The sequence below is a fragment of the Hungatella effluvii genome (assembly GCF_003201875.1).
GTDB classification, from domain to species: Bacteria; Bacillota; Clostridia; order Lachnospirales; family Lachnospiraceae; genus Hungatella; species Hungatella effluvii.
This window is the reverse complement of sequence record NZ_QJKD01000011.1, coordinates 214,627-236,551: the sequence shown is the minus strand read 5'-3', so window position 1 is coordinate 236,551 and position 21,925 is coordinate 214,627. Positions and strand designations below refer to the sequence as shown.

At 50.0% G+C, this 21,925-nt stretch carries 18 protein-coding genes; 3 read left to right on the top strand and 15 right to left on the bottom strand.

The features are described from left to right. Positions 1-126: 126 nt before the first annotated feature. From DFR60_RS20335 to DFR60_RS20325, 3 genes are all read left to right on the top strand, one after another. On the top strand, positions 127-1,281 hold the full coding sequence (locus tag DFR60_RS20335; protein ID WP_110324515.1) for an NAD(P)-dependent malic enzyme: 1,155 nt from the start codon (positions 127-129) through the stop codon (positions 1,279-1,281). Between the two features lie 184 nt (positions 1,282-1,465). Beyond that, the gene (locus DFR60_RS20330) at positions 1,466-1,987 is read left to right on the top strand and encodes a DUF4364 family protein (protein ID WP_002603550.1); all 522 of its coding nucleotides are present in this window, start codon (positions 1,466-1,468) and stop codon (positions 1,985-1,987) included. Positions 1,988-2,014: 27 nt separating this feature from the next. Beyond that, the gene (locus DFR60_RS20325) at positions 2,015-2,422 is read left to right on the top strand and encodes a glycoside hydrolase family 23 (protein WP_110324514.1); all 408 of its coding nucleotides are present in this window, start codon (positions 2,015-2,017) and stop codon (positions 2,420-2,422) included. Positions 2,423-2,485: 63 nt separating this feature from the next. Here the strand turns inward: DFR60_RS20325 and DFR60_RS20320 are convergent, their stop codons facing one another. The 15 genes from DFR60_RS20320 to clpP form a co-directional block, all read right to left on the bottom strand. Beyond that, complete coding sequence (locus tag DFR60_RS20320; RefSeq protein WP_110324513.1) at positions 2,486-5,089, bottom strand: alpha-L-rhamnosidase; 2,604 nt, start codon at positions 5,087-5,089, stop codon at positions 2,486-2,488. 65 nt (positions 5,090-5,154) lie between these two features. Beyond that, positions 5,155-6,021, bottom strand: coding sequence for a carbohydrate ABC transporter permease (locus DFR60_RS20315; RefSeq protein ID WP_055657178.1), 867 nt, complete (start codon positions 6,019-6,021; stop codon positions 5,155-5,157). Then, a complete protein-coding gene (locus DFR60_RS20310) occupies positions 6,011-6,922 on the bottom strand; it encodes a carbohydrate ABC transporter permease (protein WP_110324512.1) in 912 nt (303 codons plus the stop codon). The genes DFR60_RS20315 and DFR60_RS20310 overlap by 11 nt, the downstream gene beginning before the upstream one ends. Positions 6,923-6,992: 70 nt before the next feature. Further along, positions 6,993-8,324 (bottom strand): ABC transporter substrate-binding protein, encoded by a 1,332-nt coding sequence (locus DFR60_RS20305; RefSeq protein WP_110324511.1) that lies wholly within the window; start codon positions 8,322-8,324, stop codon positions 6,993-6,995. 114 nt (positions 8,325-8,438) lie between these two features. Continuing rightward, the gene (locus DFR60_RS20300) at positions 8,439-9,950 is read right to left on the bottom strand and encodes a helix-turn-helix domain-containing protein (RefSeq protein ID WP_110324510.1); all 1,512 of its coding nucleotides are present in this window, start codon (positions 9,948-9,950) and stop codon (positions 8,439-8,441) included. A gap of 24 nt (positions 9,951-9,974) precedes the next feature. Continuing rightward, the gene (locus DFR60_RS20295) at positions 9,975-11,720 is read right to left on the bottom strand and encodes a cache domain-containing sensor histidine kinase (RefSeq protein ID WP_167437659.1); all 1,746 of its coding nucleotides are present in this window, start codon (positions 11,718-11,720) and stop codon (positions 9,975-9,977) included. Positions 11,721-11,846: 126 nt separating this feature from the next. Beyond that, positions 11,847-12,563 carry a cupin domain-containing protein gene (locus DFR60_RS20290; RefSeq protein WP_110324508.1) on the bottom strand — a complete coding sequence of 239 codons (717 nt, stop codon included), beginning with the start codon at positions 12,561-12,563 and terminating at the stop codon, positions 11,847-11,849. Between the two features lie 102 nt (positions 12,564-12,665). After that, positions 12,666-13,943 carry an ABC transporter substrate-binding protein gene (locus tag DFR60_RS20285; RefSeq protein ID WP_167437658.1) on the bottom strand — a complete coding sequence of 426 codons (1,278 nt, stop codon included), beginning with the start codon at positions 13,941-13,943 and terminating at the stop codon, positions 12,666-12,668. A gap of 223 nt (positions 13,944-14,166) precedes the next feature. Further along, positions 14,167-14,910, bottom strand: a complete 744-nt coding sequence (locus tag DFR60_RS20280) for an amino acid ABC transporter ATP-binding protein (RefSeq protein WP_110324506.1) — start codon at positions 14,908-14,910, stop codon at positions 14,167-14,169. Between the two features lie 2 nt (positions 14,911-14,912). Further along, positions 14,913-15,707: an amino acid ABC transporter permease gene (locus DFR60_RS20275; protein WP_172683640.1), complete on the bottom strand. Its 795-nt coding sequence runs from the start codon at positions 15,705-15,707 to the stop codon at positions 14,913-14,915. Positions 15,708-15,810: 103 nt separating this feature from the next. Further along, positions 15,811-16,695 (bottom strand): transporter substrate-binding domain-containing protein, encoded by an 885-nt coding sequence (locus DFR60_RS20270; RefSeq protein ID WP_110324505.1) that lies wholly within the window; start codon positions 16,693-16,695, stop codon positions 15,811-15,813. A 62-nt stretch (positions 16,696-16,757) separates the two neighbouring features. Continuing rightward, entirely contained in the window at positions 16,758-17,348 is a 591-nt protein-coding gene (gene yihA, locus DFR60_RS20265; protein ID WP_002603542.1) for a ribosome biogenesis GTP-binding protein YihA/YsxC, read from the bottom strand. A gap of 12 nt (positions 17,349-17,360) precedes the next feature. After that, positions 17,361-19,679, bottom strand: a complete 2,319-nt coding sequence (gene lon / locus DFR60_RS20260; RefSeq protein ID WP_110324504.1) for an endopeptidase La — start codon at positions 19,677-19,679, stop codon at positions 17,361-17,363. Between the two features lie 285 nt (positions 19,680-19,964). Next, positions 19,965-21,266: an ATP-dependent Clp protease ATP-binding subunit ClpX gene (gene clpX, locus DFR60_RS20250; RefSeq protein ID WP_025530433.1), complete on the bottom strand. Its 1,302-nt coding sequence runs from the start codon at positions 21,264-21,266 to the stop codon at positions 19,965-19,967. 46 nt (positions 21,267-21,312) lie between these two features. Then, positions 21,313-21,900, bottom strand: coding sequence for an ATP-dependent Clp endopeptidase proteolytic subunit ClpP (gene clpP, locus DFR60_RS20245; RefSeq protein ID WP_002603539.1), 588 nt, complete (start codon positions 21,898-21,900; stop codon positions 21,313-21,315). Positions 21,901-21,925 lie beyond the last annotated feature (25 nt).

Genomic DNA, 21,925 nt, shown 5'->3' with positions numbered 1-21,925 from the left:
TATGTTCTTCATCCTGACAGCTGTTGTCTTTCAGTTTAATTACTATATTCTAACATATTTTCTATTGATTTAAAACCCTAAAATTGGTATGATAAAATAAAAACTGATAGAAGAAGGACAAGAATCATGACAACGAATGAAAAAGCTTTATTATTGCATGAAAAATGGAACGGCAAGCTGGAAACTATTTCCAAAGCCGAAGTAAAAAGCAGGGAAGATTTAGCTCTCGCCTATACTCCCGGCGTTGCGGAGCCGTGTAAGGTCATCGCTGCCGAACCGGAAGCCGCTTATAAATATACAATCAAATCCAACACGATCGCGGTTGTTTCCGACGGCAGCGCGGTTCTTGGACTCGGCAACATCGGGCCGCTGGCCGCCATGCCCGTTATGGAAGGAAAGGCCGTGCTCTTCAAGGAATTCGGCGGCGTCAACGCATTTCCAATCTGCCTGGATACCCAGGATACGGAAGAGATCATAAAGACGGTTGTCAACATTGCTCCTGCCTTCGGAGGAATCAATTTAGAGGATATTTCCGCACCCAGATGTTTTGAGATCGAGGAACGCTTAAAAGAGCTGCTCCCCATCCCCGTCTTCCACGATGACCAGCACGGAACCGCCATCGTCGTTCTGGCAGGAATCATCAACGCATTAAAGGTAACCGGCAAGAAGAAGGAAGACTGCCGGGTCGTCGTAAATGGAGCCGGTTCCGCCGGAATCGCCATCACGAAGCTTCTCTTAACCTACGGATTTTTGCACATCACCATGTGTGACCGCGCCGGAATCTTAAAGAAGGGCATGGACGGCTTAAACTGGATGCAGGAAAAGATGGTGGAAGTGACCAACTTAGAAGGCGCAGACGGCAGCCTGGCCGACGCCATGAAGGGTGCCGATATCTTTGTCGGCGTATCCGCACCGGGAATTGTCACAAAAGAGATGGCTGCGTCCATGAACACGGATGCGATCCTGTTCGCCATGGCAAACCCGGTTCCTGAGATCATGCCCGACGTCGCAAAAGAGGCCGGAGCAAAAATTATCGGCACCGGCAGGTCTGATTTCCCCAATCAGGTCAATAATGTAGTTGTATTCCCAGGCATCTTTAAGGGTGCTTTAGAGGGTCGCGCCGCTGCGATCACCGAAGAGATGAAGCTGGCTGCCGCTACCGCTATCGCAGGGCTGGTGGATGAAACCATTTTGGATGAAAACCACATTCTGCCGGAGGCATTTGATCCCCGTGTGGCCGATGTGGTCAGCCGTGCAGTGAAAGATCATATACAAAAGTAAGAATGGATGTCATTACTCAGCCGGCTATATCCCGCGAGGTGTTTTTTGTGAGTGAAGCAAAGCGTAAGTCACAGAAAACCCGAGGATCGCAGCGCCAAGTCACGTTTTTATGACCTGTGTGCATTCTGTAGCTATGAAGGAGGCACGACTGAATCGTTACGAATCAATCTATGGAGGGTGTCCTATGTTGTCAGAACCCATGACGCTTTATAAATTAATGATTTTGTATATGCTGAAGCAGGTCAATTTTCCCCTTACCAGTGCGCAGCTGTCAAATTTTTTCCTGGAGCATGAATACACCACGTATTTCACGCTGAATCAGGCATTAAACGAACTTCTGGAGGCCAAGCTCCTCCATGTGGAGACCAACCACAACAGCAGCCGCTATGAGATCACGCGGGAGGGAGAAGAAACCCTTTCGTTCTTCGGCAACAAGATATCCTCTGCCATCATTGAAGACATCGATGAATATTTGAAAGAGAACAAGTTCCGCCTCCGCAACGAGGTGGGCGTGACCGCGGATTTCTACAAATCCACCAACCAGGATTTCATCGTTCACTGTGAGGTACGTGAGGGTAAGAGCTGTCTGATCGATTTAGAGCTCGCCGTCCCCGACAAAGACCAGGCGGAAATCATGTGTGACCACTGGAAGGCCAAGAGCCAGGAAATCTACGCATTTGCCATGAAGGCTCTCATGAGCGACTAAAAAGGCGATTATAAAGGGGGAATTCCCATGCAGATCAAAAAACAGAAATCATTGATTCAGGAAATCAGAGATGAGTATCAGGCAGAAGTGAAAAAGCTGAAACGGAAGAAATTTCTTTTGAAGGCAAAGCTGCTGCTGACCATTGTCCTTCCCGTCTTTATCATCCTGCTTTCGGTGAAGGTTATCAAAACCTTTGTACGCATCAAGGTCAGAGATATCTTTTCCAAAAAGCCCAGAGATTCGAAGGGCACGGAGAATGTGCAGGTCTCTAAGAGCCAGGGACAGAGGCAGACACAGGAACAGACACAGGAACAAACGCCTCCGGAACCGGAGCCGTTAAAACCAGCCGTTCCGGTTCCGGCAGTTATGACGCCGGTAGAAAAAGAAATTATAACGCCAGTTCCTGTGGTAACAGAGACTGTTAGCGAATCGTAATGCGATAAAAAATATTGGGCGGGATTCCTTCGAATCCCGCCCTGTTTTACGTTCTTGCCCTTCTTACATCTCTTCCCTCTCCATCCTGCACTGAAAATCATGTTTCCCCGATCCAACCGCATACGTCTCTCCTGTTCCCGGCAGACAGACCCGGCACGTTGTATTGGCCGGCACGTTCACATGAAGGAAAAAAGCTCCAGCCTCCAGTGACCACTTCACCTCCAGCAGCCCATATGGTGTGTGGCAGCCGCCTTCCGCCCATGTGATGCCTCCTCCCGGAACAGGGGACACGATGCTCTCATGGTATCCCGGCTCTTCTTCGGAAGTATCAATTCCCAGAATCGTACTGTAGAGCCAGTCGCCAATGCAGCCGTATGCGTAATGGTTAAATGAATTCATGCTGTCGCTCCAAAAGCTGCCATCCGTCCGAATGCTGTCCCAGTGCTCCCAGATCGTAGTCGCACCCTTAATAACCGGATACAGCCAGGAAGGGTACTCCTTTTTCATCAAAAGCCGGTACGCTGCATCCACTCTCCCGTTTTCCTTTAAGACATGGCAGATATGGGGTGTTCCAAGAAAACCTGTACTGAGTCCGTTCCACTCGTCAATCAGTGCCTCCAGATCGTCGATCGTCCTCTGCCGGAACTCGTCTCCCGCCAGATCAAAGGCCAGCGCCAGCACATGCGCCGTCTGTGTTCCTGCCTTCAGACAGCCATTCTCATCATAGAACTTTTTCCGGAAGGACTTTTTTATCCGTTCGGTCAGTCCCCTGTATTTTTCAGCGTCTTTCTCTTTTCCAAGAATAACGGCCGCCCGCCTCACCAGTTCCACGGAGTGTGCATAATAGGCCGTGGCCGTCAGATCATTAGGCGTTTTACCGAACCGGCCGCCCGGTCCGGCATCGAGCGCCAGCCAGTCTCCATACTGATATCCGGAATTCCAGATCACTCCGTCTTCTGCCCTGTTTTCTATATAATCCACCCAGCGCTTCATCATCGGATAGGCTTCCTCCAGAAACCGTCTGTCCCCGGAATACTTATATATTGTGTAAGGACACACGACAGCTGCGTCCCCCCATCCACTGGCAGAATGATTGGCATCCGCATCTCTCACATCCCGGTCCTGATGTGTCAGAATATCGGGAACAACGTATGGAATCCCGCCATCCGGAAGCTGTGCCGCCTGCAAATCCCGCAGCCATTTCCGAAAGAACGGCGCCGTCTTCATGAGGTAAGATGCTGTTCTCGCGAATACCTGGATATCCCCTGTCCAGCCCATCCGTTCGTCCCTCTGCGGGCAGTCTGTGGGAATATCCACAAAATTGCCCTTCATGCCCCAGCGTATATTTTCTTCCAATCGGTTTATTAACGGATCAGAGCATTTGAAAAAACCGCTCTGCTGTAAATCAGAATAGATAACAACTCCTGTAAAATCCTCTAATACCGGAGTTCCCGGATAATGATCGATCCGTACATACTGAAAGCCCTGCCACGTAAAATGCGGTTCAAATACTTCCGTCCCTCCCCCGTTCAGCAGATACTTTACCCGCTGTCTCGCTTCCCGAAGATTACCGGTATAGAAATTCCCCTCCTGATCCAGAACCTCGCCGTGGCTCAGCTCCACGCAGTCTCCCGCCTGTCCCGACGCCCGTACCCTTACCCAGCCAACCATGTTCTGACCGAAATCAAGAACCAGTTCTCCGTTTGGGGTATAAAACAGGCGTTTGGGGCTCACGGTCTCTTTTCTCCGCACGAATACTCCATCCATGGGTACAAGTGTATTAACCGGCTCCCCGGTCTCTGTGACAGAAGCCCAGTGCAGATTCTCATCTGACAGGAGTCTGGCATCCCAGATCTCTCCGTGATAGATCTCGGAATAGACGGCCGGAGAATACCTCCACTGCCAGCTCCGGTCTGTGACAATGCGGCACTCCCTTCCATCTCTGTAGCGGACCAGCAGCATCGCATTAAAGCCGGTCAGATGGCCATATACGCCCCGCAGATGAATCCATCCGGCCAAATCCCCCTTGTACCAGCCTGGCCCCACATGGGCGCAGACCGTGTTTTTCTTATCCTTTAGCAGATCCTTTACATCGTACATCTGAAAAAGAATCCGTTTCTGGTATTCCGTCCACCCAGGTGTCAATATGCCGTCGCCGGCTTTGATCCCGTTTACGGCTGCCTCATAAATCCCATGTGCTGACGCAAAGAGGTAAGCGGAGGCAATCTCACCCTCCGGCAGTTCAAACTCCTTTTTCATGTAATGCCCGCAGGAAGTGAAAAAGTCAGCCTCACTTTCTGCCGTAATCCATGCCCCCTCCCACTCCTCGCCGCCGGAAAGAAGAGACGTAACGAAATGATGGACAGCCGAAAATGGTCCAGCCTCTCCGTCCTGATCCCAAAGGCGCACCTTCCAGTAATATTTGGTTGCGGATTTAAGGGGCATACCGCCATCATAAACAATGCAGACAGATCGTCCATCAAAACGGCGTCCTGTGTCCCATATAAGCTGGGTGAATGTCTCGTCGAGCGCTGCCACAATCTGATACGAGGACTGGAAGACGGAATCCTTTTCTCCCTCCAGTCTCCAGCTGAATGCCGGTTTCCCTGTACCGACTCCGACAGGATTTTCTTCGTATTCACATAACAGATGAGTTGCTTTTACCATACTCAGTCTCCTAACGTTTCCGTATAATTTTCATTCGCGTTTGTTTGCTGCCCTCTCTTACCCACTCACCCCTTCACACCGCCTGCAGTAAGCCCTGCGATAAAGTATTTCTGCGTAAAAAGGAACAGCGTATACAGAGGCAGTACAACGATGATAATAGCAGCACACAGCTGCGGCCAGTTTGTAGAGATCTGTCCCTTGAAGTTTAAAAGGCCTACGGTCAGAGGAAGTCCCTTATCTGTCAGAAGCGTGGATATCTGAGCCCACATCAATTCCCCCCATACAAAGTTTAAATTCATGGTAGCAACCGTACAGATTGCACTCTTCATCAGAGGAAGCGTGATCTTAAAAAGGCTCCTAATCTCCCCACAGCCGTCGATTCGCGCCGCCTCCAGCAGTTCCTGCGGCACCGTGTCGAAAAAGTTCTTCAGTATTATCGTGGACCCCGGAATCGACCAGCCCACATAGGCGAGAATAATTGGAACATACTGTATCCTCATAAGCCCTATCTTTGTCATTTCCACATAAAGCGGAATGATAATCGTTTCCGTAGGCAGAATCTGAAGTGCGAAAAAGAGAAGCAAAATCAGATTCGTGTGCGGAATCTTGAGTCTCGTCAGGGCATAGGCTGCCATGGTGGAGATAATCTGAATTGATACGATAGACAGCACTGCAATCAGCACACTGTTGAAGAAATACTCTCCGATTTTACCAGTGTAGAACGCATCCACATAGTTGCGGTAAAGGAATTTCTGAGGCATGGCCCAGATGTTGGTATAGAACTCCGGGAGAGTTTTAAATGATGTAATACCCGCAAATATGATGGGATAGATGTAAACCACTGCAAAAATAATCAGTATAAGGCGAATCGTTATCCGTACCCAGTCATCTCCATTCCATTTTCTTTTCACTGCAGCCGTATCAGTACTCATAGATTTCACTCTTCATCGCCCTCCTTACTAATGTAATGCATACCAGCACAATTACGGTAAATACCAGACCGATTGCAGAGGCATATCCGAACTTATTGTAGGTAAAAGCATTCTGGATCATCGTGATCGGTGCGGTCTTCGACATGGATCCCGGGCCGCCCTGTGTCATCGTCCACACCATATCGTACGTCTTAAACGACCACATGACTTCCATGGAAAACACCATGCAGATCGTCGGCTTGATCAGAGGGAGAATAATCAGTTTCACTTCTTTCCAGTAATTGGCGCCATCCAGCTTTGCCGATTCAAACAAGGATTCCGGTATACCGAGAATAGCTGTATAGACCATCATCATAATCGTCCCGCTTCCCATGAAGCCGGATACGATGGCCAGTGTAATCAGCACCAGCCCCGGTTCGGACAGCCATGCGTGCTGCATTGATCCCAGGCCCATGACCACAAATAAATTATTTAGTAATCCGTCATCCGGAGACAGCACAAAAACAAACAGGAGACCCGCCACAGTCATTGGTATCATGCTTGGACTGTAGAAGATAAAGCGAAAAATCGAGCCTTCCCTCTTTCCCGTCTTATAGATCATCAGCGCCAGCAGGATTCCAAGCAGCATGGAAACCGCCGTGGACCCGGCCGCGATCACCAGGGAGTTGCCTATGGTTTTCATTGTCGCTTTATCCGTAAATACTTTAACGTAATTTTTCAGGCCGATAAACTCCATCGGTCCGTTGCCGTTCCACTCGCATAGTGATAACACGCCATTCCAGACTATGGGAACGAGTGTGGTAAATGTAATCAGAATTGCTGCCGGAAGCAGAAATAGAATACCGATTCCCATCAAATGCCGGTCTAGCCTGCTGTGCATTTTTTTTGCCGGTCTGTTCACAAAATCCCCTCTTTTCCTTAATTTTTGGGGGTGCTCCGGGAACCAGATCCCACAGCACCCCCATCTATTTTTACTGCGCCGAAGTTCTCAAGGATTCCAGTTCCTCAAGGGTACCTTCCTTGTCATAAAAATAGTTTGCACCGATGTTATAATAGACGTAATCATTCAATTCAGCGGAAAGTGCCAGTATCTCTTTCGGATACACCCTGGCGGAATCGCGGGAAAATTCTTCATTCGTTCCTCCCTCCACATTGGCAGGGACCACATCACCGTCTTCGACCTGAAGTTCAAACGCCTCCTTGCTGGTCAGATACTTCAGGATATTGATGCATGCCTCCGTATTTTTTGTGTTGGATGATACGAAATAGCCGTCGCAGCCGCCCAGCACATAGTCACACTCCCCCGTCGCCATAGTTGGCCAGCTTATGGTTCTTATATTGGTCATTCCTGCCTCTTCCATGACATTACGGATCTTTTTTCCGCCATTGTTCACATTAAAGAGCATCGCAATCTTTCCCTGTGAAAATGCCGCCTGTGTCTGATCCTTTGTCTGTGAAAAAGCTCCATTCCCCGGATAGGCATATTCTTTTGCGAACAGATCGTTAATCCTGTCAAGCGCCGTTACCACGCGCTCATCTTTAAAGGAGATTTCTCCCCGGTTAAAGGACTCCAGCTCCTCTTTTGTATCCCATATCTGTAAAAATGCGTTTCGCTGAAACCAGCCGACACGGGTGTCGCAGATTGCAAACGGGAATACATCCGTATTCTGCTTGATTTTCTCACATGCATCTGCAAATTCCTCCCATGTCCAGTGCTCCTTTACTTCCACGCCTGCCTCTTCAAAGATGTCCACATTCACATCAATATCCGGGTATACTGTCGTGATCGGCAGGCAGTACAGCTTCCCGTCGTATGTACCAATATCCAGGGCATTTTCCGTGAAAATACTCTTCCACTCTTTATCCATATACGGCGTTAAATCCAGAGCCATATCCGCGGATAGAAACGTTTCCATCTGGTTTGGAAAGTACTTAACAATATCCACCGACTCACCGCCGGCAAAAGCCGTTTTCACAGTCTTCTCTACCTGCGACTGGTCCCAGGTCTTGGATGTGATACTGTATTGTGGATACTTTTCTCTGATATTTTCCAGAAAGACCGGAAAGTATGATACGTTAGGTTCCTCAATCAGCATGACCAGTTTTGCTGCTTCGCCTTCTTCTGCCACCTCTCCCGTCTGCCCCGCTGCCGTCTCTGCTGTACTGCTTTCCGCAGCTACACGCTCATTCCCTTCTGCCGGAGCAGTCGCTCCCCCGCTGCTCTTTTCCCCGCATGCTGTCATCCCTAATACCATACACCCCGTCAGAACTACGGACAACAACATTCTTACCTGTCTCCTCATAACAATTCCTCCTGTTTCTTTTTATTCTTCTGTATCTGATGGAATTATTATAAAATAACAGAGTAGGATGCCATATCCGAAAAACCTACACAATAATGAAAAAATCTACGATATTTAGATTTTCAGCCGCCCCCGCAGACTGGTGGGCGATATTCCGGTTACCTTTTTAAACACCTGGGAAAAATACGTATAATCGCTGTAGCCTACCCGTTCCGCAATCTCATAGATCATCATGTCTGATCCCTCAATCAGTTCTCTGGCCCGCTCAATACGGTAATGGTTTAAATACTCCCGAAAGGTCATACCGACCTCCGTACGGAAAATACTGCTGAAGTAGTTCGGTGTCTTTCCAGTATAGGCGGCCACCTCCTCAACCAGCAGATCCTTAGCATAATGCTCATGAATATAGGCGATAGCCTTTCGGATATTCGAGGAATAATTGGCATTGCAGCTCTCCTCATGCGCCTTCATGATTCGTTCGCACTCCGCCTTCCAGATCTGCAGGCACACAGAAAGATACGCTGCTTCTTCCAGCGCTCTGCCAGCCCCGGCACGTTGGTCCATCTCCTGGGCAAGGCGGACGATTCCGTTCATGATCAGGTCCTTGATCTGCTTCAGATCTGTATTTTCTGACTTTAATACCACCGCGCCAAACATGTTTACGGCGTTGAGAAGCTCCGGAAGATCGTGTTTTTTCAGCCCTGCCTCGTATTCTAGTGGCAGGCACAGCCCTGCCGTCTCCTTCTTTCCCTGCCTGTCCATAATCTGAAAGCTGCCAGGCCCGTTTAAAAAGCGGTATCCCAGCGCCTGCAGAGCGGTCTCATAACCAGCACAGATTCGTTCCGCCGGCACCATACCCGAGATCCCCGCCGACAGAGACAGCCCTTTGCTGCCTCCGTACTGTTTTATCTGATACCACAGGTTCTTCATATGGTTCTGTCTCTCCAGTGTATACATAGCTGAGTCCTTTGTCTTTGTCAAAACGACAAACTGGTTCCGAAATTCCAGCAGAATCTGGTCATTTCTTAATAGAGAATGAAGGTACTGCCTGATTTCATCTCCCAACCCTTCTGTCCCTTTATCCTCAGCCATAACCATACAGATCAAATTTCTGGCATCCTCCAGTTGAAAATGCATTCGCAGAAGCTCGATGATCACATTCCTGTCCGTAATCTTTCCCGTAAAAAGTTCCTCCACCAGCTTCTCTCTGTAGGAGGCCACGTAGCGATCGTAGGCCTCCTTCCCCTCAGCTTCCTTCCTGACCAGCTCCGTCATTTCCTGGATCTTCTGGATCAGGCTTCCCACCTTCAGCGGCTTCAGCTCGTAGCCGGAGGCGCCCAGCTGGATGGCCTTCTGGCAGTACTCAAAATCAGAATAGGCGCTGATCAGGATAACCTTTACCGCTTCCGACCGCTCCTTTACACACTTTAAAAATTCCAGGCCATCCATGGCAGGCATACGGATATCTGCCAGGATAATCTGAGGCGCGAAGTCGTCGTAGTCTTCCAGCGCTTCGATGCCATCGCCGTAGCTTTTCACTCCGGTGATCCCTATCGTATCCCAATCGATCCCATACTGGATCCCTTCGCGGATCTGTATATCATCATCAACAATCATCAGATTCATCCCACTCCTCCTTACAGCAGCGATTTAACAGCTTTGTTCCAATGGCATCATGACCAGTACTCTCGTGCCTTTACCGGGCTTCGATTCGAAGTATAAACCATAAGCGCTTCCATACCGGAGTTTAATCCTGTCGTCAATATTTTTCAGCGCAAACGTATCCTTTCCGCTCTCCCTGTTCTTCATCTTTTCCGTAATCTCGGCCTCATCCGCCCCGACTCCGTCATCCTCCACGGCAATCACCAGGTTATCCCCCTGCACCTCAATGGTTATAAGAATCGTCCCGCCCTCTTTTTTCGGTTCCAATCCATGCAGAATTCCATTCTCCACCAGCGGCTGAATGATGAGTTTGGGAATCAACACTTGTTCCAGCCCAGGCTCCGCCTGAATTTGTATCTTTACCCGACGGCCAAAACGTGACTCCATGATAGCCATATAATTCTGGATAAACTCCACCTCGCTGGCGATCGTCACACACTCCTCACCACGGTTCAGCACATGGCGAAAGATGGCAGACAGTGCCTCCAGCTGTTCCCCTACGGCGTAGTCCCGGTTTTTGACAGCCAGCCAGTGAATCGAATCCAGGGTATTATAGAGGAAATGAGGGTTTATCTGTGCAATCAGCGCATTTAGCTCTGCCTCCTGCTCCTTGATCTTCGTTGTGTAGACCTCCTCGATCAGCCTCTTCAGCCGGCGCGACATCTCGTCGAATTCCCGGTTTAAAGCACCGATTTCATCACCCGGATATACGGAGCATTCCTCCGTAAAATTCCCTGTCTCAACCCGGTCTATCTTCACCACCAGTTTCCGTATGGGGCCGATTACGAAACGTTTCTGAATCAGTGCAAACGTAATTCCAAAGAATATACACAGCAGAAAAGAGCAGACGATCACCAGCATACTGGTTCGGCTGCCCGACAAAAATGCGCTCCGGGGCACAAGATTTATAAAATACCAGTCGTTCACAGAACTCCTGACGTAGAAGGCCACCACACGCTCCCTTTCATAGCCGGCCGTTACATATCCATTTCCCTGCTGTTCCCACGCCTCAAAAACCGTGTTGAAGACCGGCAGTACGCTTCCCATTTTCGTCTTATCGGTTGAGGAAAGCACCGTTCCCTCACCATCCACAAGACAGGTAACCAGTGACTGCGGTGTCACAAAACTGCTGTAACGCCGGCTTAACTCTTCCTCGTCCACGTTAACGATCATAGCCGCCTCGATCTTTCCGATCTGCTCGTAATTGTTAATGCCGCAGTAGTAGGAGAGAACCATATCCTCTCTCTCTTCCCCACCTCCGGCCACACGCTTTGCCTGCCTGGGACCGGTCCAGAATCCGCCCGACACCTTCTCCATCGCCTGACGAATCCTTGCCTCTTCCTCACTGACGAGATACGTTCCCCGCTGAATCATCACCTCGCCCTCATCCGCAATACAGATTGAGTGGAAACACGGTTCATTGCGGATAATGGAATCGAGCCAATTGCCCACCGAGCTGTAATCGGTGACATTTCCCTTTCCCGTAATAATGTCCTGCAGACTGAAATCCGTCAGGCAGTCGTACTTCAACTCCTCTATGTTGGTAAACAGCGAGTCCAAATCTCCAGCCACCTGGCTCACCAGGGTCTGGTTGATCTGGTATTCCTTTTTTCTTGTATTTCCCGCAACATACGAATTCAGAAACAGCCCCAAAACCGTAAGCGGTATGACAATACATACCATAAGTGCCATAACCAGCTTCTGCTGCAGCGGATAATCCCGATATCGCTCCATGGGTGGTCCCCCCTCCCTTTTCCCCATTATACTGCATCATGCTCTATTTACTGCCAGCGGCGGAACCGGAGCAAAGACGGAATGGTTTGATCCGTTCCGCCTTTGTCGAGCCCTGCCATACTCAAATCAGGAAAGCTTCACCTCATCCACCATGTGCTCAAACCAAATATAGAATACCTTCTTTCCCTTTTCGGAAACGAGTGAGTGATCCAGTCCTGCAGGCACGTAGCTCCAGTCTCCCTCCTTCGTATTGATGGTCTCCCCGTCTACGGTAAGCTCAAAATCTGCACCTTCCAGTGCGTAATTGTACTGAGCCACAGATGGATGTCCCTTCTCAACCGTGCCTTCTCCTTCGGCGCAGACAATTCCCATCAGGACTCTGGCCAGATTTCCGCTGTGAATTACACTCCAGCTTCTGGTATTCGGCCCCTTGCAGCTCTGATCGTATGGCTCCGTCTCCGAGAAACATTTGAAGGAAGGAAGAACCATGTGCGTGTCCTCATAGGCTGCCTTGTCAGACTCCAGAAGATCCACAACAATCTTCATGATCTCCATATCACTCACCGCATGAATCGTAAACTCTCTGGAAAAATCCGGAATATAGAAGCTCAGCTCATCGATATTGTAAGCCCTGAGTCCATCCGTTATGTAGCCGGTTCCCCTGGTAAAACAGTATACGGCAGTCTTATCCGCATATACCTCGGGTTTCACATCATACCCCGCTTTCAGCACACATTTGAATCCGTGAACCAGAGGATAGACCCCTTCCAAAACCTCGGTCTCACCGTATCCCTCCCTGATCTCATACTGAATTTCCTTCGCTCTTGCAATTGCAATAGACATGTCTTTTTACCTCCCGATAAGTTATTTATTTGATGGTTATAGAATAACATCACCTGCTTCAGGAAGGTATTTGGCATAACTACGAAAATATGTAAATATCTATTACGGCTGCCTCCCCTTTCCCGCTTCCAGGCGCATGGTTTCCAGTTCCTTAAGGGTAGTCTCCCTGTCCATATAATAAGCGGCCGGGAGTTCGTAATTGATATAATTGTACAGCTTGGAGGACAGATTCATCAGTTCCTGAGAATAGACCTTGCCGGAATCCGAGGTAATCTTTCCTTCCTTCTCCTCTCCCAGATGAGCCGGAACGGCAAATCCCTGATTTTTCAATTCCGTAAAGATACGGCTGCTGGTCAGGAACTTCAGCAGACGGACGGCCTCATCCGGATGGTCTGTGTTCGCCGGAATAAAGAAGCCCTCACAGCCGCCCAGCAGATAGTCACACGATTCTGCAGCCATGGTTGGAAAACTCACGACTCTGATCCGGCTTCTTCCCGCAGCCTCCATCCGTTCCAGGCTCTCTTTCACACTGTTGTTGACATTAAACATCATGGCAATCTCCCCTCTCTCAAAGGCCTCATTAATCTGCTCATTTGTCTGAGAGAATGCCCCCTGCCCCGGATAGGCATAGTCCCTGCGGAACAGCCCCATCACCCGGTCAAATGCCTCCGTCACCCGCGGATCCAGGAAGGATATCTCGCCGGACTGGAACCGTTTCATCTCCTCCCCGTCCTCCCAGATCTGCAAAAGCGCGTTGCGCATAAACCAGCAAACACGAGAATCTCTGATGCCGAAAGGGTATACTCCCGTATAGCTTTTGATCTGCTCACACGCATCTTCAAACTCCGTCAGAGTCCACTCCTCCCTGACCGTCACGCCCGCCTGCTCCAGAATTTCTTCATTTACCTCCAGTACGGGATAGACCACGACAGAAGGAAGGCAGTATACCTTACCATCATACGTACCGATATCGAGTGCCCAGTCCTCCCAGATATTTTTCCATTCTCCGTCCATGTACGGACTTAAATCCATAGCGGCATGGCTGGATATAAAATTTTCCATCTGATTGGGAAACCATTTCACCACCTCGATGGACTCATCCCTCGTCATTGCGGTCTTAACCGTCTTCTCCACCTCCGGCAGACTCCAGTCGATGGAATGAATCCTATATTCAGGAAATTCCAGTTCCAGTTCCTCCATCATATCGCCGTAGTAAGACACCGTCGTCTCATCAATCATCAGCGTCAAATCCGTCTTTTCCGGCTGATTCTCTCCGCTCTCCTTTGTTTCCAGCGTTCCCATCTCCAGTCTTGCACAGGAGGTCAGAAGAAACACCGATGCCAGTGCCATTCCCGCACAGCACATTATCGCTCTTCGCATATTCTTCACCGAATTCCTCTCCACGCGTTTTTTCGTTGCCTTTTCCTCTATCATACCGGAACTCAAGCCATTCGTATATACAAGAAAACTACAATTCTTTTTAATTATCCATGATAGGATTCCACAAAAAAGCCCTGCAAAATCACCAGACTTTGCAGGGCTTCCAACACAAACCTTCCATATGAACTTTTATACCGCTTCGGCTATCCGTTATTTCCTCCGCCTACCCCTGCATAAACCGGTTCAAAAACTCCTTGGTCGAGTTCTTCTGCGGGTTTCCGAAGATATCCGCCGGAGCGCCCTCTTCCTCGATCACCCCGCCCGCCATATAGACGACATGGTTCGATACGTCGCGGGCGAACGCCATCTCGTGGGTGACGATAATCATGGTCAATCCCTCTTTTGCAAGCGTCCTCATGACGGCAAGCACCTCGCCCACCATCTGCGGGTCCAGAGCGGACGTCGGCTCGTCAAACAACAGAATCTCCGGTTCCATGGCGAGCGCCCTGGCGATTGCCACACGCTGCTTCTGGCCGCCGGACAGCTGCCTCGGCTTCGCGTTAATATAGGGAGCCATCCCTACCTTCTCCAGATAAAGCATGGCCTTACGTTTTGCTTCTTCCTTATCTTTCTTTAAAACCTTGATCTGGCCGACCATGCAGTTGTCAAGCACTGTCATGTTATTAAAGAGGTTGAAGTTCTGGAACACCATTCCCACGCGCGTACGGTAGGATGCGGCGTTCATCTTTCTGTCGGTGATATCCTTATCGTGATACAGGATCTCTCCCGTAGTCGGTGTCTCCAGAAGGTTGACACAGCGCAGCAGTGTGGATTTACCGGAACCGGAGGCGCCTATGATGCACGTCACATCGCCCTCATCCACGGAGAAATCGATATCCCGGAGAACCACGTTCGTTCCGAACGTCTTGCTTAAATGATGGATTTCCAGTACTGTATTTCCTGCCATAATTACTTATCCTCCTTCTCGTTTGGATCTGGGAATTTCACCAGGCCGCTGGTGTAGGCAAGCGTATCCGTGGTAGCGAGATCGTAGCTGTCCGGACCGTCCATCTTCTTCTCCCAGTGACGCAGAATTCTGGAGCAGGTGAAGGTAAGGATAAAGTAAATCACCATCGTAATGGTAAATGCCTCAAAGTACGTATAGTAAGCGCCGGCCACGCCCTTCGTCGCATAGAACAGCTCTACGACGCCAATCACGGAAAGCACGGAAGAATCCTTGATGTTAATGATTAAGTTATTGCCAATCTGAGGCATGATGTTGCGCAGCGCCTGAGGCATGATGACATTGACCATAGTCTGGATATGATTCATACCGATGGCTTTCGCACCCTCTGTCTGTCCCGGATCGATGGAAAGGATGCCGCCGCGCACCGTCTCCGCCATGTAAGCTCCCGTATTAATGGATATAATAAAGTAAGCGGCAAACGTCTGGGACATGTTAAATCCAAACAGAACGGAAGATCCATAGTAAATAAACATGGCCTGAACCATCATGGGCGTCCCGCGGAATACCTCCACGTAGATATTTAAGATCAGCTTGATAAGTCCCAGAACTCCCCTTTTAACAGGATTATCCTTCTTATCCACCGGTATTGTCTGGACGATTCCGACCGCGAATCCGATGATACAGCCGATCAGTGTACCGACAAGGGCGATCGCCATAGTCTTTCCGGCGCCGTTTAAAAATGATACTCCGTATTTCTGCAGGATAAATAGAATCCTTCCAAAAAAATCTGACGGCAGCGACATAAGATTACCTCCAATTTAATTGAAACAGAACAAGCGGCACGGAATAAAACTGCTCTGTCCCGTGCCTGCATGCCCTGCCGATTTCTGTAATTTAAGATTATTCTGATAATGGCTGAACGGAAATCGCTTCTTCCATCATCTTATTATAATCATCTTTTGTCATCGTAGCCAATACACTGTTGATGGCGTCCTTTAACTCTGTATTCCCCTTCTTCAAAGAAATACCGATGTTGATATCTTCATCCGATACCTGGAACTCGCCATCCTTGCCCGTGAAATCAAGCAGCTTGAAATCCGGATACGCAATGAGTGCAGCCTGTCCGGTAGGCTTGTCTGTCACAACCAGATCACACCTGCCGGAGTTTAAAGCTACCAGCATGGCCGGTGCAGACTCCTGTGCCGGCTGGATGTTGCCATCCGGGATCTGCGGCAGGCAGTTGTCGTACCAGATTGTGTTTAACTGAGAGGTAGCGGTGGCGCCTGCAAGGTCTGCAACGCTGGCCGCGTTCTCATACTTTCCGCCTGTCTTTACCAGAGTTACGATCGTCGCGTAGTAATACGGCTCCGTAAAATCTACAGACTGAAGGCGCTCAGCGGTGATGGACTGTCCCGCAATGACACAGTCAACCTTTCCCGACTGTACGGCCGGTACCAGGGAATCCCAGTCCAGCTTAACGATCTCTAACTTATAGCCGAGCGTGTCGGCGATCTTTTTCGCCATCATAACGTCATAGCCGTACGCAAAATCGGAGCCTCCCGAAATCGCGACAGCGCCGTTGGCATCCGTAGGCTGGGTCCAGTTATACGGCGCGTAGCTGCACTCCATCGCAACCTTCAATACCTTCTCTCCGCCTTCATTCGCCTCTGCTCCGGCGGCCGGCGTACTCTCTGCCGCATTCTTGCTCCCACACGCAGTCAGCGCCGACACGGCTAAAACCACCGCAAGGCAGGCTGCTGCCAAACTCTTTCCTGTTTTTTTCATAACTTTTTCTCCTCTGCACTATCTCATAAATAGGTTCATTATAAAAAGATTTTGTCTCCTTGTCAAGACTCTCCCATCATTTCCTCGATCAGAGCCCATATTTCGTCTCTTCCCTGTTTCGTTTCAGCAGAAAATGGGATAACCGTCACATCCTGGCCGATTCCCAGTCCCTGACGGACCATCTTCATATGCTTCTGCACCTGGCTCCGGTTGATCTTGTCCAGCTTCGTCGCAATGATAACCGGCTGATATCCGTTGTACACGATCCAGTCGTACATGGTCTTGTCGTTGACGGATGGATCATGGCGGATGTCGATAAGCAGGAACACGCGCTTCAGCATGGGAGACTGGTGAAGATAGTTTTCAATCATCTTCCCCCACTTGGCCTTTACCTCCTGAGCTACCTTTGCGTAGCCGTACCCCGGTAAATCCACGTAATAAAGGGCATCGTTGATATTGTAAAAATTGATGGTCTGGGTCTTGCCCGGCTGGGAAGACGTGCGCGCGTACGCCTTGCGGTTCATCAGCGCGTTGATCAGCGACGACTTCCCCACATTGGACTTACCCGCAAATGCAAACTCCGGCTTCGTATTGTCCGGCAGCTTACTGGTAATTCCGCACACGGTCTCCAGCTCTACTGTTTTGATTATCATATGGCTTCCTTTCTATTCGCTTACAAGGGCTTCCTTCAGCACGTCTGCCATATCCTTCACAAAAATGATGGTCAGCCCCTTCGTGATCTCCTTCGACAGCTCCGCAATGTCGGGCCTGTTCTTATCCGGCACGAGAACTCTCTTCATATGTGCCATCCTGGCAGCCAGGATCTTCTCCTTTAAGCCGCCGATCGGAAGTGCCCTTCCGCGCAGTGTGATCTCTCCCGTCATGGCCAGCTTCGCCTCCACCTTTCTCCCCGTGACAGCCGACAGCATGGCGGTCGCCATGGTAATGCCTGCCGACGGGCCATCCTTCGGAACTGCTCCCTCCGGAATATGGAGGTGGATATCGTGTTTTTCAAAGTAATCGTCCGCCACGCCGTACTCCGGGCAAATGGAACGGATATAGCTTAATGCCGTCTGGGCCGATTCCTTCATCACATCGCCCATCTGGCCTGTCATCTGCATCGTTCCCTTGCCGGGCATGACGTTGACCTCGATCTGCAGAGTGTCTCCGCCTACGCTGGTCCACGCCAGTCCTCTGACGATTCCCACCTGATCTTCCTCATTGACATCCTCAAAGGTAATCTTCTCCTTACCCAGATACTTTTCCAGCCCATTTTCCGTAATTCTGATGGCCTTCTTCTTATCTTCCAGGAACTCTCTGGCAGCCTTCCGGCAGATATCCCCGATCCGGCGCTCCAGATTTCTCACTCCGGCTTCCCTGGTATAATTATGGATAATCTTCTCAAGTGCCTTGTCGCTAATGGAAACCTGTTCTTCCGTCAGACCATTCCGCTCCAGCTGCTTTCTTACCAGATAGTTTTTCGCAATATGGAACTTTTCATTCTCCGTATAGCTGTTTACTTCAATCACTTCCATACGGTCGAGCAGCGGTCCCGGTATGGTCTGCGTCGTATTCGCCGTGGCGATAAAAAGTACATTGGACAAATCGATGGGGAGTTCCACATAGTGGTCGCGGAACTTCACATTCTGTTCGCTGTCCAGCACCTCCAGCAGCGCGGAGGAAGTGTCTCCCTTATAGTCGCTGCTCACCTTGTCGATCTCATCCAGAAGCATCAGCGGATTACTGACTCCGGCCTGCCGCATGGCTTCCACGATGCGGCCCGGCATGGCGCCGACGTATGTCTTTCTGTGGCCCCTGACCTCCGCCTCATCGTGGATTCCGCCAAGGCTGATGCGGACGTACTGCTTGTTCAGCGCCCTGGCCACGGAGCGCGCGATAGACGTCTTACCGGTTCCCGGAGGTCCCACAAGGCAGATAATCGGGCTCGTTCCTTTCTTCGTCAGAACACGGACGGCCAGATATTCCAGGATTCTCTCCTTAACCTTTTCCAGCCCATAGTGATCCGCGTTTAAAATCTCCTCGGCATGCGATATGTTGTTATTGTCCTTCGACACCTTTTTCCACGGAAGATCCAGCACCGTCTCCAGATACATGCGGAGTACGTTGGCCTCCTGGCTTCCGCCCGGCATGGCCCCCAACCGTTCAATCTCTCTGTGAATCTTGTCCTTCGTCTCCTTGTCTGCCTTTAAAGCCTTAAGCTGCTTCTCATACTCGTCGGCATCGGACAGCGGGTTGTCCTCGCCCAGCTCCTCACGGATCACCTTCAGCTGCTCCCGCAGGATATAGTCCTTCTGATTCTTATCCACATTCTCCTTGACACGTCCCTGGATCTCCCGTTTCACACGGGTAATCTCGATCTCAGTCAGAAGATTTCTCATGACGGTCTCATATCGTTCTTCCAGCAGCACACACTCCAGAACCTTCTGGCGGTTCTTGTAGTCCCATGGAAGCTGGATCGCAATCTGATCCAAAAGCTCGCCTAAGTCCGTAACCATCATCAGGTTCGGGAAGACCTCCTTCAGCATCCGGGGATTCTCCTTGCCGTATTCCTCCAGCTTTTCTTTCAGAATACGCACCATGGCCTGTCTCGTGACGTAGTCCAGGGAATCCTCCGACTCCGTTAAGGTTCCGATCTCACCGACTAGCATGGGTTCCTCGCTGTCCAGTCCCAGAAGCTCCACACGCTCCTGGCCCTCGACCATAACGCGAACCACGTTATTCGGAATCTTCACCAGCTGCTTGATCAGCGCCACACAGCCCACAGAATGAAGCTCGTCGACTCCCGGATCGGCCTCCTCGCTGTTCTTCTGAGTAACGAGACAGACTCTCTGGTCTCCGATCATCGCCTTCTCCACAGCCGCGATGGACTTGCTGCGGCTGATGTCGAAATGTATCATCATTTTAGGAAGGACAGTCATGCCACGCAAAGCAATGACCGGCATCGTTATTGTCTTATCTTCCATATTTCTCTCCTTTGCATCCCGACAGGACAGATGGATCCATCTAGTACAGCGTTGTGTAAATTTCGGTGAATTATGTGCTTGATATTTGCGTCAGGGGCGCGTCCGCGAAGCGACGGCGTAGTGGACCCTACGTCTAGCTTCGTGGGCGTGGTCCTGGCGTGAATAGCGAGTGCAGAATTCGCCGGAACTTATGCAACGCTGTGCTAGCTTACTGCACGCGGAAATAAGGAAAGGTGCTGCAGCAGTTCTTCCTGCTGTAACACCTTTCCGAACTTTCTCTGGATCCTATGCAATCTCGCCTGTCTTATCTTTTCTCAGTTTCTGGGCCAGGGATTTTCTGGGTACCGTCGTATCTCTGTAGATGATCTCCGGTTCTCCCTCTTTATTCACAACAGCCTTGGTGATCGTACAGATACCGATGTTGCTGTCGGATGGAATCTCATACATGATATCCATCATAACGCTTTCCATAATGGAACGCAGGCCTCTGGCTCCCGTCTTTCTCTCCACTGCCAGCTCCGCAATCCTTTCGACTGCTTCCTCGGTCAGCTCCAGTTTTACATCGTCCAGCTCAAACAGCTTCTGATACTGCTTGATCAGGGCGTTTCTCGGTTCTGTCAGAATCTTTACCAGAGCTGCCTTGTCGAGAAGCTCTAATGACACGGTAACCGGCACACGGCCGATGAATTCCGGAATCAGACCGAATTTTACGAGATCCTGCGGAAGTACTTTCTTCAACAGGTCGTCGATATCGGTTCTGTTCTTATCCACGATCTCGGCGTTGAAACCGATGGAGCCCGCGCTTAAACGGCTCTCGATGATCTTCTCGAGCCCGTCGAAGGCACCGCCGCAGATGAACAGAATGTTGGTGGTATCGATCTGAAGAAGCTCCTGATGAGGATGCTTTCTTCCGCCCTGAGGCGGCACGCTGGCGACCGTTCCCTCCAGAATCTTTAAGAGTGCCTGCTGCACCCCTTCACCGGATACGTCTCTCGTGATGGACACGTTTTCGGATTTTTTCGTAATCTTATCAATCTCATCGATATAGATAATGCCGTACTCAGCCCTGCTGATATCGTAATCTGCAGACTGAATCAGCTTGAGCAGAATGTTCTCCACATCCTCGCCCACGTATCCCGCCTCGGTAAGCGCCGTGGCGTCCGCGATGGCAAACGGCACGTTGAGCACCTTTGCAAGCGTCTGTGCCAGATACGTCTTACCGGAACCGGTCGGTCCCAGCATCAGGATATTACTCTTCTGTACATCCACATCCATATTTCTTCTGGATGTGATTCTCTTATAGTGATTATAGACCGCTACGGACAGCACCTTTTTTGCGCTATCCTGTCCGATGACATAGTCATCCAGAAATGACTTGATCTCCTTCGGCTTCATTAAGTTGATGTCGCTGAAATCAGGTCCTTCTTCTTCATGGCTGTCGAACTCTTCTTCTAATATCTCTGCGCAGAGATCAATACACTCATCACAGATATAGACATTATTGGAACCGGCAATCAGCTTCTTTACCTGGTCCTGCGTTTTCCCGCAAAAAGAGCATCGGATTTTGTCGTCTGTTCTGACCGGCATATACACACCTCATTCTTTCTCAATTAATCACTACCTTAATACTGGCTTAATGCTCGTGGCTGTAGATAATTTCATCAATCAGGCCGTAAGCCTTTGCTTCTTCTGCGTTCATGTAGTTATCACGCTCTGTATCGCGTTCAATCACCTCATACGGCTGGCCTGTGTTTGCAGCCAGGATCTCGTTCAAACGCTTCTTGATCTTTAAAATGTTTTCCGCCACAATCCGGATCTCGGTCGCCTGTCCCTGTGCGCCGCCGGAAGGCTGATGAATCATGACCTCCGCGTTCGGAAGAGCGAATCTCTTTCCCTTTGCACCGCCGGACAGTAAAAATGCGCCCATGCTGGCCGCCATGCCCATACATACGGTGGAAACGTCACACTTGATATAGTTCATCGTATCGTAGATCGCCATACCCGCGGTTACGGAGCCACCCGGGCTGTTGATGTAGAGGTTGATGTCCTTGTTAGGATCTTCCGCCTCCAGAAACAGAAGCTGGGCTACAACGATGCTTGCGGACACGTCCGTCACTTCTTCACCCAGGAAAATAATTCTTTCTTTTAAGAGTCTTGAATAAATATCGTAAGAACGCTCGCCCTTACTCGTCGATTCAATGACATAAGGTACTAAACTCATATTGTTTCCTCCTGTCCTTATATTA

Bases quoted from the DNA above. Each gene is read 5' to 3' on its own strand.
- DFR60_RS20335 (WP_110324515.1), top strand. From the start codon at position 127: ATGACAACGAATGAAAAAGCTTTATTATTGCATGAAAAATGGAACGGC.
- DFR60_RS20330 (WP_002603550.1), top strand. From the start codon at position 1,466: ATGTTGTCAGAACCCATGACGCTTTATAAATTAATGATTTTGTATATG.
- DFR60_RS20325 (WP_110324514.1), top strand. From the start codon at position 2,015: ATGCAGATCAAAAAACAGAAATCATTGATTCAGGAAATCAGAGATGAG.
- DFR60_RS20320 (WP_110324513.1), bottom strand. From the start codon at position 5,089: ATGGTAAAAGCAACTCATCTGTTATGTGAATACGAAGAAAATCCTGTC.
- DFR60_RS20315 (WP_055657178.1), bottom strand. From the start codon at position 6,021: ATGAGTACTGATACGGCTGCAGTGAAAAGAAAATGGAATGGAGATGAC.
- DFR60_RS20305 (WP_110324511.1), bottom strand. From the start codon at position 8,324: ATGAGGAGACAGGTAAGAATGTTGTTGTCCGTAGTTCTGACGGGGTGT.
- DFR60_RS20300 (WP_110324510.1), bottom strand. From the start codon at position 9,950: ATGAATCTGATGATTGTTGATGATGATATACAGATCCGCGAAGGGATC.
- DFR60_RS20295 (WP_167437659.1), bottom strand. From the start codon at position 11,720: ATGGAGCGATATCGGGATTATCCGCTGCAGCAGAAGCTGGTTATGGCA.
- DFR60_RS20290 (WP_110324508.1), bottom strand. From the start codon at position 12,563: ATGTCTATTGCAATTGCAAGAGCGAAGGAAATTCAGTATGAGATCAGG.
- DFR60_RS20285 (WP_167437658.1), bottom strand. From the start codon at position 13,943: ATGCGAAGAGCGATAATGTGCTGTGCGGGAATGGCACTGGCATCGGTG.
- DFR60_RS20280 (WP_110324506.1), bottom strand. From the start codon at position 14,910: ATGGCAGGAAATACAGTACTGGAAATCCATCATTTAAGCAAGACGTTC.
- DFR60_RS20270 (WP_110324505.1), bottom strand. From the start codon at position 16,695: ATGAAAAAAACAGGAAAGAGTTTGGCAGCAGCCTGCCTTGCGGTGGTT.
- yihA (WP_002603542.1), bottom strand. From the start codon at position 17,348: ATGATAATCAAAACAGTAGAGCTGGAGACCGTGTGCGGAATTACCAGT.
- lon (WP_110324504.1), bottom strand. From the start codon at position 19,679: ATGGAAGATAAGACAATAACGATGCCGGTCATTGCTTTGCGTGGCATG.
- clpX (WP_025530433.1), bottom strand. From the start codon at position 21,266: ATGCCGGTCAGAACAGACGACAAAATCCGATGCTCTTTTTGCGGGAAA.
- clpP (WP_002603539.1), bottom strand. From the start codon at position 21,900: ATGAGTTTAGTACCTTATGTCATTGAATCGACGAGTAAGGGCGAGCGT.